The sequence below is a fragment of the Lebetimonas sp. JS138 genome (genome assembly GCF_000523335.1).
In the GTDB taxonomy this organism is placed as follows: domain Bacteria; phylum Campylobacterota; class Campylobacteria; order Campylobacterales; family Nautiliaceae; genus Lebetimonas.
Genome location: NZ_ATHT01000001.1, coordinates 814,597 through 827,845, shown reverse-complemented (window position 1 = coordinate 827,845; position 13,249 = coordinate 814,597). Strand labels below are relative to the sequence as shown.

General features: G+C 26.5%; 13 protein-coding genes. All 13 read right to left on the bottom strand.

Annotated features, from left to right (window positions below):
• Window positions 1-23: 23 nt before the first annotated feature.
• Window positions 24-335 (bottom strand): DegT/DnrJ/EryC1/StrS family aminotransferase, encoded by a 312-nt coding sequence (locus tag DZ67_RS11165; protein ID WP_330216777.1) that lies wholly within the window; start codon window positions 333-335, stop codon window positions 24-26.
• A 10-nt stretch (window positions 336-345) separates the two neighbouring features.
• Window positions 346-1,002, bottom strand: coding sequence for a type II toxin-antitoxin system PemK/MazF family toxin (locus DZ67_RS11160; protein WP_330216776.1), 657 nt, complete (start codon window positions 1,000-1,002; stop codon window positions 346-348).
• Entirely contained in the window at window positions 999-1,622 is a 624-nt protein-coding gene (locus tag DZ67_RS0104670; protein ID WP_024790832.1) for an HAD family hydrolase, read from the bottom strand. Before DZ67_RS0104670 ends, DZ67_RS11160 begins: the two co-directional genes overlap by 4 nt.
• Window positions 1,606-2,547, bottom strand: a complete 942-nt coding sequence (locus DZ67_RS0104665; protein ID WP_024790831.1) for an ATP-grasp domain-containing protein — start codon at window positions 2,545-2,547, stop codon at window positions 1,606-1,608. Before DZ67_RS0104665 ends, DZ67_RS0104670 begins: the two co-directional genes overlap by 17 nt.
• On the bottom strand, window positions 2,534-3,139 hold the full coding sequence (locus DZ67_RS0104660; RefSeq protein ID WP_024787517.1) for a sugar transferase: 606 nt from the start codon (window positions 3,137-3,139) through the stop codon (window positions 2,534-2,536). Before DZ67_RS0104660 ends, DZ67_RS0104665 begins: the two co-directional genes overlap by 14 nt.
• Window positions 3,132-4,235, bottom strand: coding sequence for a N,N'-diacetylbacillosaminyl-diphospho-undecaprenol alpha-1,3-N-acetylgalactosaminyltransferase (gene pglA / locus DZ67_RS0104655; protein WP_024787516.1), 1,104 nt, complete (start codon window positions 4,233-4,235; stop codon window positions 3,132-3,134). Before pglA ends, DZ67_RS0104660 begins: the two co-directional genes overlap by 8 nt.
• A complete protein-coding gene (gene asnB / locus DZ67_RS0104650) occupies window positions 4,216-5,982 on the bottom strand; it encodes an asparagine synthase (glutamine-hydrolyzing) (RefSeq protein ID WP_024787515.1) in 1,767 nt (588 codons plus the stop codon). The genes pglA and asnB (DZ67_RS0104650) overlap by 20 nt, the downstream gene beginning before the upstream one ends.
• Window positions 5,982-8,132 carry an STT3 domain-containing protein gene (locus DZ67_RS0104645; protein ID WP_024791801.1) on the bottom strand — a complete coding sequence of 717 codons (2,151 nt, stop codon included), beginning with the start codon at window positions 8,130-8,132 and terminating at the stop codon, window positions 5,982-5,984. Before DZ67_RS0104645 ends, asnB (DZ67_RS0104650) begins: the two co-directional genes overlap by 1 nt.
• Window positions 8,104-9,075, bottom strand: coding sequence for a glycosyltransferase (locus tag DZ67_RS09850; RefSeq protein WP_201768316.1), 972 nt, complete (start codon window positions 9,073-9,075; stop codon window positions 8,104-8,106). The genes DZ67_RS0104645 and DZ67_RS09850 overlap by 29 nt, the downstream gene beginning before the upstream one ends.
• A 122-nt stretch (window positions 9,076-9,197) precedes the next feature.
• Window positions 9,198-11,024: an asparagine synthase (glutamine-hydrolyzing) gene (gene asnB / locus DZ67_RS0104635; protein ID WP_024791800.1), complete on the bottom strand. Its 1,827-nt coding sequence runs from the start codon at window positions 11,022-11,024 to the stop codon at window positions 9,198-9,200.
• A gap of 801 nt (window positions 11,025-11,825) precedes the next feature.
• Entirely contained in the window at window positions 11,826-12,098 is a 273-nt protein-coding gene (locus tag DZ67_RS0104625; RefSeq protein ID WP_024791799.1) for a hypothetical protein, read from the bottom strand.
• Between the two features lie 138 nt (window positions 12,099-12,236).
• The gene (locus DZ67_RS0104615; protein ID WP_024791798.1) at window positions 12,237-12,566 is read right to left on the bottom strand and encodes a methyltransferase domain-containing protein; all 330 of its coding nucleotides are present in this window, start codon (window positions 12,564-12,566) and stop codon (window positions 12,237-12,239) included.
• Window positions 12,567-12,943: 377 nt separating this feature from the next.
• Window positions 12,944-13,225 carry a glycosyltransferase family A protein gene (locus DZ67_RS0104610; RefSeq protein WP_024791797.1) on the bottom strand — a complete coding sequence of 94 codons (282 nt, stop codon included), beginning with the start codon at window positions 13,223-13,225 and terminating at the stop codon, window positions 12,944-12,946.
• Between the last annotated feature and the right edge of the window lie 24 nt (window positions 13,226-13,249).

The window sequence follows — 13,249 nt, the reverse complement described above, 5'->3', positions numbered from 1 at the left end:
AAAACTGTAAACCCCAAAAACACCTATTGTTCCAGAATGAATAATTTCTCCATTTCCATTTGTCTTTTATTATAATACGCCCCTAAACTCTCAGCAGCATCCTCTATTAAATAGATATTATTTTTTTCGCATAATTCTTTTATCGGCTCAATATCAGCAACCTGCCCGTAAATATGAGGTAAAACAACCGCTTTTATATTATTTTCTTTGATTGCTTTTTCTAAAAGCTCTGAATCCATATGCCAATATTTATCTACATCTATAAAAACAGGCTCATTTCTTTCATAAAGAAGTGGGTTAACCGAACCTATAAAAGTAAAAGTTGATACCGCCACCTGAGAATCTTTAATACCCAAAACTCTTAAGAGCTAAATGCAAAGCACTTGTTGCGTTACATAAAGCCAGGGCGGATTTTGCACCGGTATAATTTTTTACTGAATTTTCAAATTTATCAACATATTCTCCAAGAGGCGCTATATAATTGCTTTCAAATACTTTTTTTACATACTCTATTTCTTTTCCGCTCATATGAGGGGGTGAGAGGTAAATTTTATTGACATTTTTATTTGTTTGTGATATACTTTTATCACTTATACGCCCTAAGGGGTCTTCCTCCCTTTTTAAGGGAGTAATAAATTCTTCTAACTTTTTGCTAAGTTTTTTAAATGTATTAAATTTAATTCTTCCATATTTAAACTTAATTCTCTTAATATCGAAAGTTCTCATTTGATTAAACATCGCATAACTTATTTTGTTTTTATAATGAAATTCAAAATACCAATCTTTTTTCGTACTTGTAAGAGGAATACCTAAAAATGTAGTTTTTGACAATTTTTTATATACTAAAACCGGTCTTAAAAACTCTTCACCTTTTCCAACTTGCTCACTTCCAACATTTTTACCAATCGACATAAAAAATATATCACCGCCTCTAAATTTTAGATTTATCTCTTTATTATTTATTTGTTTTTTTAATTCATTCCATTTGTCAAATTCGTTCATACTAATTCCTTTAATTTCTCTACAATCTCTTTTCTTGAATAAACTCCATAATCAGCACAGTTAGGAATATTTTTATAAATTCCTTTTTTGTTTTTAAATCTTACAGTAATCCAACCCAATTTTTTAGGAGCAATAAAATCTTTTTTAGGATTGTCTGATATATATACATATTGTTTATTAGGAAATTTTTCCATAACCATTTTAAAAGGTTTTAATTCAGGTTTTTTAGTATGATAAAAATCTGTAAAAATGGGATATTTTATATATTTATCTAAATTTAAAGCTAAAAATTTATTCTGCTGCATCATATAATATCCATCGCTAATTAAAGCTGTATCATAATTTTTAGTAAATTCTAAAATTTCTTTACTTTCCTTTGGCAAAGTTATATTTGGTTTATGAAATCTATAAATTTCTATTAGTTTTTTTACATCAGTATCAATATTAAAAGTTTTTATTAACTTATCAAAAATTTTACCGCTTCCATTTTTCAAAAATTCTTCCCACATAAAATTAAAATATTTTTCATCTCCTAAATATTTGCTAATTTCTCTAAATCCACTTTTTACAAAATCTATTTCATCATACAAAGTATCGTCTAAATCAAATACTATTACCATCTATCAATACCTCATTGTCATATCTTAACATTATTAAATTATCTTTCCATTCTTCAAAATATTTCAGTTCTTTTCCTAGATAATCATCTATCAAAAATTTAGCATAATCAGCGCCTGCTTGCCAACTCAAAGGATATCCACCTCCAAAGCGGGGATTAATTTCTATAAAATATATTTTATTATCTTTTTTAAAAAGTTGAATAGTCAATACGCCATATGCTTCGTTTAATTTATTACATAATCTTTTAACTTCACTGATAATTAAACTGTCTTTTTTGGTTCTTCCTTTATTAATTTCCCCGCATCTGACTTCTATTCGCTCTCTTGGCACAATTGAAATAACCGCTCCTTTTTTATTTATAAAAACATCTACTGTAAACTCTGTTGCATCTATATATTCTTGAAATACATAATTTTTATTTTTACTTAACAATATTTTAGCTTCTTCTATTGAATTTACTTTTTGAGCTCCGACTGATAAAGAAGAATTATTAAGCTTTGCAAAAAGAGGATATTTTGCAGTTTCAATATCATCTACAATTTCAGGAGTCAAAAAACCGTTTTCTTTAAAAAATTTATAAGTAGAAGATTTTAAGGCAAAAGTTTTACATATATTTTCACTACTTCCAGCAATAAAAATTCCTTCTTTTTTAAAATTTTCTTTATTTTTAGCTAAAATTTCCAATTCTGGATCAATTGTAGGTACAATCATATTTATATTCAAATTTTTACATTGTTGTAATAAAAAATCTATATAGTTTTTATCGGTAACTCTTGGAACCTTAAAAAAATAATCACTAACCTGGCAAGCCGCACTCAAACTTGGATTCATATCACAAGTAAATACATTTGCATATAATTTAAAATTTTCAACTAATCTGACTCTTCTACCAGCACTGGTTATTAAAACATTAATTTTTCCCATTAAACTTCTCCATTGTGGCATGTCCTTGTTGGGATATTCCCTCTTGTTTTAAAACTTTTATAATTGTTTGACAAATTATATATAAATCCAGCTTAAAACTTAAATGCTTTACATAAAAAACATCATATTTAAATTTTTTTCTCCAGCTTATTGCATTTCTTCCTTTAACCTGAGCAAGTCCAGTAATTCCGGGTAAAACATCGTGTCTTTTTTTCTGTTCTTCATTATATAAAGGCAAATATTCAACTAAAAGAGGCCGTGGCCCAATAAAACTCATATCACCTTTTAATACATTAAAAAGCTGAGGCAGTTCATCAAGGCTTAGTTTTCTAATAATTTTACCAATTCCTTTTAATCTTTTTTCATCAGGAAGCAAATTTCCAAATTCATCTTTTTCATTAGTCATTGTCCTAAATTTATATATTTTAAAAATTCTTCCTTTATATCCGGGACGCTCTTGCATAAAGATAACAGGTCTTCCATCCCACAGGTATATTGCAATTGCCGTTAAAAGCATAATAGGTGAAAATAAAATAATTAAAATTAAAGCCAAAACTTTATCCGTCAAAGGTTTAAAAAATTTTTTATACACTTAAAATTTCCTCATAAACTTTTAAATATTTATCTACTACAACTTTTATATCAAAATCATTTACTGCTTTTTCTCTTGAATATCTTCCAAATTCTTCCCTTAACTCAGTATTATCAATTAAGATTTCTATCTTTTTAGCTAATGTTTTATAGTCTCTAACAGACACTAAAAATCCGTTTTTATTATCTTCTACAACTTCCCTGCATCCAGGAGCATTTGTTGTAACAATCGGTTTTGACATAGAAGCGGCTTCAAGAAGTGTTCTTGGTACTCCTTCTCTGTAACTAGGCAAAACAAAAATATCACAAATGGAAATTAATTCTTTTATATCTCTTCTAAATCCTAAAAATTTTACATTTTTCCAATCAGGTAAAAATGTATTCTTATTTCCCTTGTCTACATCACCTACATATAAAAAATTGGCCTTTTCTTTAAGTAATTCAGCAGCTTTTATATATTCTTCTACACCTTTGTCTTTAATTACCCTTGCAATCATCAAAACAGTCGGTTTATCCTTTTTTATCCCCAAATCCTCAATCCTAAATCCTAAATCCTCCATTTTCCATTCAGTGGTATCAATCCCGCTGCTTTTAATTAAAACTGCTTTTTCTCTTGGAATTATATTTTTATTTATAAATAATTCTAAATCATCACTGTTTTGAAAAATTACTTTTTTTGAAGATTTTGCAGTAAATTTGTATCCAGTTTCTATGATATTTCTAATTATTTTACTTTTTAAATCATTATAAATAAAAAAACTGCCAAGACCTGTTATAGTATTTATTGTATTTTTATGAAAAACCAAATTTCCGTAAATATTCGGTTTATGCATAAAAGTATGTAAAATATCCGGTTTTATACTTTTAATTACTTTTTTTATGTTTCTTATTGTCTCAATTTCCTTAAAAGGATTTAGACTACCTCTATCAATTTTATATTCAACCGCATTCACTCCGTAATCTTTAAATTCATCAAACACATTACCTTTTGGACATACAGCATAAACTTCATTTCCTCTTTTTATAAGTTCTTTCATAATAGGTAGTCTAAAAAGATATAAATTTAAATCAAAATGACTAAGAAACGCTATTTTCATTAGCCCTCCAAACTTCCAGACTGAAAAGCAGATAAATAATCTTAGCCCTTTTTTCTTCCGGAATATTTAGTTTTCTATTAATTATTTTTTTAACAAACTTTTCATCTACAAAATTTTTATAAAAACCGTAATTTAAATAATCCATTATAATATCTTTGAGCTCATTGTTTACCCAATCAGTTAAAGGAATTTCAAATCCCTTTTTTTTAGCATTAACTAACTCTTGTGGTAGATACTTTTTAGCTAAAAACCTTAGGGCATATTTGGTAGTTAAAAAATTTATTTTATATTTAGACTTTAGTAATGGAGCATATTCTAAAAAATATTTGCTCAAAAATGGGCTTCTTGCTTCAAGTGAATTAATCATTGTGGCAATATCCATTTTCACAACCAAATCTTCTATTAAATTTAAAACAAAATCTAAATACATTAATTTATCCAAATTATTTAATTTTACATTTTTTATAAATTTATCTAAATCATCTATTTTTTTACTTTTAAATTCATAAATATCTTCAAATAAATCATTCAATAAAACATTATACCAATGAATTCCTTTTTTACTTGAAGCCCTGATTAACCTATATAAAAACATTTTAACTCCTCTACTATTAGGAGAAAGAAAAGGTAATAAAAATTTAAAATTTTTAGCAACATTATCTAATCCTAATGCTAATGGCACATATCTTCTATAACCGGCAAACAACTCATCAGCGCCGTCTCCGTTTAATACAACTTTTACATACTTTCTAGCTTCCCTGCTTACAAAAAAGCTGGGAATTGCACTGCTGTCAAAAAAAGGTTTTCCATAAGAAGTTAATATTTTTTCAATATTGTTTTTTACATCCATTTTAATATCTATTAAATAATGTTCCGTTCCGTATTTTTTAGCAACTAATCCTGCCAAATTACTTTCATCAAAACTTCCTTCAAACCTGACAGTAAAAGTTTTTATTTTTTTAAATTCACTTATCTTTGCCACCACAAGTCCACTGTCAATCCCTCCGCTTAAAAACGCTCCGACTTCCACATCACTTGCTAATAATCTGTCTTTTACCGATTTTGTAAGAATATTATCAAGTTCTTCTAAATTTAAATCAATTTTTTCTTTTGTATAAAAATCATAAATATCAAAATACTTTTCTATTTTCATATCTAAATTATCTAAATTAACATACGCAAAACTTCCGGCAGGAAATTCTTTGATTTTTTTATAAGGAGTTGAGCAAAACCCTGTAGATAAAAAAAGTTTTATTTCATCTTCATCAATACCTAAATTCATAAATTTAAAAACATTAAGTTCACTGCTAAATCCAAATTTTTTATCTTTTTTATAATAAAAAAGAGGTTTTTTACCGGCTCTGTCTCTTGCTAAAAATAAAGTATTTTTTTTTATATTCAAAATAGCAAAAGCAAACATCCCATCTATTTTTTCAAACATTTTTTCTTTATACTTAATAAAAAGATAAAGAAGTGTTTCTGTATCGGAAGAGGTTTTAAAATTAAAGTCTTTAAGTAAATTTCTTAATTTTAAATGATTATAAATTTCTCCGTTAAAAACAATAACATATTCATTAAATCTAAAAGGTTGATGACCATGAGTTATATCCTGAACTGATAAACGGGTATGAAAAAAAGAAAAATTATTTAATTTTATTTTTCCTTTTTCATCAGGGCCTCTGTGGTGTAAAGAGTTAAAAATATAATTTTCATCTACTTCAAAATTAAACCCGGTAATACCGCACATTAATGTTTAACCACCTTGTAAATTTTAACATAAGGAGTAATAATTATAGGTTTAAATAAATTCTTATCATAATTTTCAAATATAAACATCTGAATATAAGTAGAGTTATAAAAAAAGTCATCTAAAATTAATCCTTCACCGTAACTCTGCATGATAATTAAATTTAATCCACTCTTTCTCAGTCTCTCTTTTCTCACTGAAAGCTTACCGCCCTTTGTATACGCAACTAAATCTATCTCTTTAACCGGTATAGTTCTTTGATTTAAAATAATTTCAGCTTTACTTAAATCTATCGGGATTTGTCCAAGCAATAAATATCTTCCCTGTTTTTTTAATCTGCCTTTATAAAAAAAGTGGTTTTGAACTTTTCCCGTTTTTATATCTATGGAACCAAACACAGAAACAGTAGGAAAAATATCCAACATTTTTAACGGTAAAAAATAATAGATGTTCTCTTTGATTTTTGGAAGAGGAATTTTTTGTGATAAAAAATTTTCCAAATCTTTGGTCGTATTAATTTTAACTTTATAATAATTTTCTATATCTTTTATAAAATCAAATTTTTTCTTATCAATAAAATGTTTTTCAGTAAAATATACATCTAAAATTGCACTATTATATGAAGGAAGCTCCGACCTTGTCAAGGCAAAACTTACTGGAAAATCGACATCCCCGCTGTGTTTTCCTCCGTCAACCAATGTTTTAACATCTGAATAATACCTGATAAGATACCCATAATCCCACCAACTTAACACATAATCGTTTCTTTTAGAAAGATGTTTTAATTTAACAAGTGTTTCAATTTCATTTTTATTCATTGCAGCAGGTGTAATATACTCATGAATATGTTTATAATTTGGATAAATAAACCCCAACATTAATAAAAAAGATACTATATACTTAGAATAAAAAGAAATTTTTTCATTAATCAATGCTTTTGAAACTAATTTTCCTATCAAATAAACTATATAAGCATCCCCTAACGCAAAAAAAGGAACTGCAAAAATAGTAAATCTAAGACCGCCTCTCTCTGCAAAAAGTCCTAATACAACCATTGGAAGAGAAATAATCATTTGAGGATATCTGATAATTAACAATAAATAACCCAATGCTCCTGCAAAAAATCCGGCATAACTTCCGCTTATTCTGTGAACCAGTGTATTAAAACTGATATGACTTGCTTCTCTTACGGTGTTAACAACGTCATAATATTTAAATCCTTCATCTGAATTAACAACAGCCCTTGTAAAATAGCTGCTGTGTAACACACCGTTAATCCAAGGTATTCCAATAATAAAAACATAAATTGCCAAAACTATCAAATAAAAAATTTTTTCAAATTTTAAATTGATTTTATTTTTTAAATAAAAAACCGATATTTGCAGCAATATTAAAACAGCTATTTTAATTTTTATATCTATTGGTAAAAGAGGTACTATCAAAAACAGTAAAAACAGACTCTCAATAAAAATATTTTCTTTTTTTACAAATTTCAAATATAATAAATATACAAAACTCATTATAAAAATACCGTTTGCTACATTATAAAGTCCGTCATGCCAGTAAATCATAAAAATTTCAATTAAAGGGGTTAAAAAGAAATATTTTATATTTTTATTTTTTAAACTCCACAGCACCCCCCATATTGCAAATGTGGGAAGTACGACCGTCAACATATCGGTATCATAATATCCAAACATCGTCCTGTGATAATAACTCCAAACCATAGGCGCCATAAGAGCTGCCAAAAATCCTAAAAACGCGCCCCCTATTGCTTCACCAATCAGAATTAAAGGTACAGCAAGCAAACTTCCGATAATTCCTGGTAAATAAAAAATTACTTTATCCAGAGGAATATGAAAAAATTCACTCACAAGCGCAGTAAAATCTGAAGTAACATTATAAATAGGAGAGAGGTCGTTTTTTTGGTGAAATCCGTTTATAAAATCCCTTGCACCCTCTGCATAATAAAACCCATCCGGATTATTTATAATATAAGTGCCGTTAAACTGCCAGACAGGGATTTGAGAAATTATATCCACATATATAAACCTAACCCATATATTAAAAATATAAGCTACTAATATATAAAACAAAATAATTTTCCAGTTACTTTTATCTTCAACCTTTAAAAATCCAAAAAAATTCATTTTTTTCTCCTATTATTTTTTCCCATTTTTTTATAATTTTTTTTACTTCAAATTCTTTAATTCTTTTTTTTGCTTTTTGTTCATAATTATATCTTAAATCACTATTTTTATATATCATTCTCATAGCTTCAACCATTTTATCGACATCTCCAACAGGTACTAAAATTCCGTATTCAGCTAATTCTATTTCTTTAGTCTGCTTTGTAAAGGTAGTATCCGGTGCTAAAATTTCTCTTGGACCGCTTTTACAATCTGTAGAAATTACAGGTAAATTACAAGCTAAAGCTTCAAGTAAAACATTTGGAAAGCCTTCATAGTTTGAAGAAAAAACAAAACAGTCAGCTTGTGATAAAAATCTAAAAACATCTTTTTGACGACCTAATAATTTTACCTTATCTTTAAGCCCTAAATCCTTAATCATAAACTCTAAATCATCTCTTAAATATCCATCTCCTATAATCAATAATTCTGCATCTAAATTAGCTTTTTTAAAAGCTTCAATAAGTAATTTATGATTTTTCCCCTCATCTAACCTTCCAATGGTTATAAAAGTAAATTTTTTAAATTTTTCTTCTTTTTTACAATTAAAATCTAGCATATTATAAATAACTTTTGATTTAACATTAAAATTTTTTATTAAATCTTTTTGATTCCCTTTTGAATTAGCCAAAACAATATCAGCTTTTTTATATAAAGCTTTAATTAAAAATTTATTTATTTTACCTTGAATACTACTTTTATGTTGAAGTGAAGGCATAGCCCTTTCACTAATAATAGTTTTTGTTTTACTCCAAAAAATTTTAGCTAAAGTATTTATATAATTAGGCCTATTCATAAAACTAATACTCACATCTATATTTTTTTCTTTTAATATTTTTTTATATTTTAGTGCTAAAAAAGGAAGCTTTAAGAAGTTTTTTAACTCCACTCTCAAATGGTTCATAAAAAATAGTATCATTCATTAAAACAAGAGTTATATTATACTCTTTACTAAACTTTTTTAATAAAATACTAACCTGCCTCTCTGCCCCTCCGCTTGCAAGGGAATAAATTAAAATTGAAATATTAATAATACTTCTCCTTCCACATTTTATAAACTAAAACAAACCACAATTTATTAATATTTACATATTTGCCATTTTCAAAACTTTTTTGTAAATCTCTAACATAATTCATATTTATAATATCATCTTCATTAAAATATTTTTTAAACAATTCTTTCAAATCACTTTTAAACCACTCAAAAATAGGAATTCCAAAACCCTGTTTTTTTCTATATATAAGTTCTCTTGGAAGATATTTTTCTAAAACTTTTTTTAATATATATTTACTTTCACCATTTTTATATTTTAAATTAAACGGAATTGTTGCTGAATATTCTATAATTTTATTATCAAGTAAAGGTTCTCTTCCTTCAATTGAATTTACCATAGTAGCTCTGTCCACTTTAACTAAAATATCATCAGGCAAATAATTGTAAAAATCCCAAAGCATCATTGCCTGCATAATAGAAAATTTTTCTCCAAATTTAAAATAATCTTTAATAACTCTATTTTCTTTTAATCCCAAATTTTTTATATCATCTCTATAATTTTTAATCATTGTTTCGTAAATAAACTGCCATTCACTCTCTTTTAAAATTTTTTTTAAAAATCCAAGTTTATGTTCCATATTTTTTATAGGAATATTCATTAACAAACTCTCAAAATTACTAATAAATTTATAAAATAAATTTTTTAAAGGAATTTTTTCTATTTTACTGCCTAAATTATACCCATACCAATACCTTTCATAACCGCAAAAAAGTTCATCTCCCCCATCTGCACTAAGAACAACTTTTACTCCATTTTCTTTTGCTATCTTTGAAACCAAATAAGTAGGTATTCCACTGCTGTCTCCAAAAGGTTCATCATAGATATCACTAAATTTATTTAATAAAATTTCTTTTGCTTCATTTATATCTAAAATATATTCAGTATGATTTGATTTTATATGATTAGCAACTTTTCTTGCATAATTTGCTTCATTATATTTTTGTTCTTTAAATCCAATAGTAAATGTATGAATGTTTCCATAATATTTTTGTAAAACAGCACTAACTAAACTGCTGTCAACTCCTCCGCTTAAAAAAACCCCTACATCAACATCACTAACCATTCTGTATTTAATACCTTCAATTAATATTTCTTCTAATTCATCAATAATATCTTCTTCTTTTTTTGCAGAAATATTAAAATAATTTTTAAATTTCCAATATTGTTTTAAATTAATTTTTTTAGTTTCTAAACTAAATTCTAAAAAATGAGCCGGAAGCAGTTTTTTTATTCCTTCAAAAATACTTCTATCTCTACTAATATATCCATACTCAAAAAACTGAGCCAAAGAAATTTTGTCTATTTGAAATTTTTTATATTTTCTAATAGCTTTTAATTCACTTGCAAAAATAAAATTTTTACCGTCAAAATAGTAATAAAGAGGCTTAACTCCTACCCTGTCCCTACAAAGAGTAAGTTTTTTATTTAATTTATCATATATTGCAAATGCAAACATACCTCTAAATTTATTTACACTCTCTTTACCCCATTTATGAAAAGCTTTTAATAAAACTTCACTATCGCTATTAGAAAAAAATCTATACCCTTCTTTTTCAAGCTCTTTTCTTATTTCTTTAAAATTATAAATCTCTCCATTATAAACTAAAACCAAATTTTCAAACTCCATAGGTTGATGCCCATAAGAACTTAAATCTAAAATAGAAAGTCTTACATGCCCTAAACTAACACTATTATCTATAAATTCTCCTCTGTCATCAGGACCTCTGTGAGCAATTTCTTTTTGCATTTCATTTAGTAAATTTTTATTACTAAAATTAAACCCCACTATTCCACACATTTTACCAGATTTTTAAAATCTCGATATAAATCCTCCACACTATTTGGCTTAACAACTATTCCACAATGCTATAAAATCGCTTTATGAAACTCAATACTTGCATAAGAATTTGCAATAATCTTATCTACTTTTCCTGAAAACTTTATCTCTATATTTAACCCTTTTCCAGCTTTTATTTCGTCTTAAATACACTCCATTCTTTGACTTTATAAATTCAAAAGCTTTTTCTATTTTAGAGTTATCTACTTCACTTTCTAAATAACTTAATAAACTTTTTGAAAAAGATATATCCCTTCACCATTTGCTCCTAAATATTATTTTAATATTATTTCAATATTTTGATAAAAAATAATCTGTAATTGCCCAAAGATCAAAAGCCTTAGAAAATTAAAACAGTTATTTTATTCATTTACAACCTTTTTTATTATATTTTCCCACTTATTTACTATTCTTTCTATACTGTATTTTTCCCTAACTTTCATTGTCATTAGGTCCATAAGGGCAATCAAAGCTAACAACTGCAACCAAAAGCCATTGCTTCTATCAATACATTTGGAAATCCCTCCTTTTTTGAAGAGTTCCTCTAAATAAAAATTTTTTATTAATTTTTACCTTTTTGTTTATCAAGTCGCCCTACTCCTAAAACTATATTTTGTTTTTTTATATTTGTGTCAAAACTTTCAGTTTCTATTGGATTATAGATTACATAAGAATGCTTTAAAAAACTATAATTTTTAAGATCTGCATAAGTTTGCGTTATAAAAGCATCACTAAATGGATAAACAAATCGACGAATAATATTTAGAATTTTAGACCCATAGTAGCAATTTTACATGGAATTATTGTCATAAAACTAATAATTACATCAGGATTTTCTATTTTAAACATTTTTACAAAAGCTTTTATTCTGTATAAATTATTCATAGCACTTTGGAAAATATTATTTGAATTTTTTAATAGATCAAGTTTAATATGTTTAATATTTTTATGCAAAGGATAGAAAGAGTCAGTTTTTGCCATTGTAACAATTACAGCTTCTCTCGTTTCAACAAATTTATTAGCAAGAATTGACATTACTCTTTCTGCGCCACCGGAAGAGAGTGAGGAACTGATAAAGAGTGTATTTTAGTTAGTTTGTAAAGGTAATATATAGGTTTTCCTGGTATCGCTAACAACTTACGAAGTATATTTCCAAATTTATTACCTGTCAAATTAATAACCATAAAGACCATAATAGTTACAAAAAAGTGTATTATAACCTGCTTTTTCATGTGCATTTTTAATATCTTCTCTTGTATAAGGAATATGAACATCATAAACAGGTTTATTTAGTAACTTTTGGAGTAATCCAATAATACCATTCATATTAGGTATAACAGTAAGTATAATTCCATTATCTTTCAAATAATGCCTTGTATGAGCAATACTATCTTCAATATTTTCAAAATGTTCAAATACACCAAAAGAAGTTAATATATCATATTTGTCTGTTTCATCTTTTGAAAAAAAATCACGATGAAAAATATTAGCTTTATAATTCATATAATAGTTTTTCAGTTAATGCAATTAATATCTATCTCATCTATAACCATTTTTTCCTTCCAAACTGAATTCCAATAATTTTCTCCTGCTTTATCTTGCTCCATTCCCCACGAAAAATAGATTAACTTAATAATATGCTTTAAATAGACTTTTGGATATCGCCAAGCAATTTTCAAATACTTTGTTACAGAACTATATGAATCACAAATGAAAAACTAATAATTTCATTAGCAATTTTATCCCAAAAAAAACTCTCAGGAATAAATTTTAATTTTTTAGCCTCTTCTGGAATAACAAAATATTTTTTTAAATTTTTAGAATTTATAGCAGCCCAAGTTTCACCTAATGGTAAATTTTTCCATTTAAATACACTCTCTTTAAGAAGGACAACCCCAAACTGCTATACCGCTACATTTATCTTTTTCTTTGTTACTAAAAGAATTCCAAATATTATAAAATGTTTCAAAAGTTTCAGGTAAAAACTCATCATCACTGTCAGCAATTAATGTTAACTCTCCTTTTGTTATCTCAATACCTTTTACTAAAGCCTGTGCTTTACCTTTATTTTCTTGCTTAATATAAATTATTGGCCAATCAACTTCTTTTTGCCATTTTTTAACTAGTTCTTTTGTAGAATCATTCAAAAATATATTTATCATCAATTTTTTTTAATGTTTGATTAT

What these genes read in the sequence shown, in the direction of transcription:
- DZ67_RS11160 (WP_330216776.1), bottom strand. Translation starts at nt 1,002, where the DNA reads ATGAACGAATTTGACAAATGGAATGAATTAAAAAAACAAATAAATAAT.
- DZ67_RS0104670 (WP_024790832.1), bottom strand. Translation starts at nt 1,622, where the DNA reads ATGGTAATAGTATTTGATTTAGACGATACTTTGTATGATGAAATAGAT.
- DZ67_RS0104665 (WP_024790831.1), bottom strand. Translation starts at nt 2,547, where the DNA reads ATGGGAAAAATTAATGTTTTAATAACCAGTGCTGGTAGAAGAGTCAGA.
- pglA (WP_024787516.1), bottom strand. Translation starts at nt 4,235, where the DNA reads ATGAAAATAGCGTTTCTTAGTCATTTTGATTTAAATTTATATCTTTTT.
- asnB (WP_024787515.1), bottom strand. Translation starts at nt 5,982, where the DNA reads ATGTGCGGTATTACCGGGTTTAATTTTGAAGTAGATGAAAATTATATT.
- DZ67_RS0104645 (WP_024791801.1), bottom strand. Translation starts at nt 8,132, where the DNA reads ATGAATTTTTTTGGATTTTTAAAGGTTGAAGATAAAAGTAACTGGAAA.
- DZ67_RS09850 (WP_201768316.1), bottom strand. Translation starts at nt 9,075, where the DNA reads ATGAACCATTTGAGAGTGGAGTTAAAAAACTTCTTAAAGCTTCCTTTT.
- asnB (WP_024791800.1), bottom strand. Translation starts at nt 11,024, where the DNA reads ATGTGTGGAATAGTGGGGTTTAATTTTAGTAATAAAAATTTACTAAAT.
- DZ67_RS0104625 (WP_024791799.1), bottom strand. Translation starts at nt 12,098, where the DNA reads ATGTCAATTCTTGCTAATAAATTTGTTGAAACGAGAGAAGCTGTAATT.
- DZ67_RS0104615 (WP_024791798.1), bottom strand. Translation starts at nt 12,566, where the DNA reads ATGAATTATAAAGCTAATATTTTTCATCGTGATTTTTTTTCAAAAGAT.
- DZ67_RS0104610 (WP_024791797.1), bottom strand. Translation starts at nt 13,225, where the DNA reads ATGATAAATATATTTTTGAATGATTCTACAAAAGAACTAGTTAAAAAA.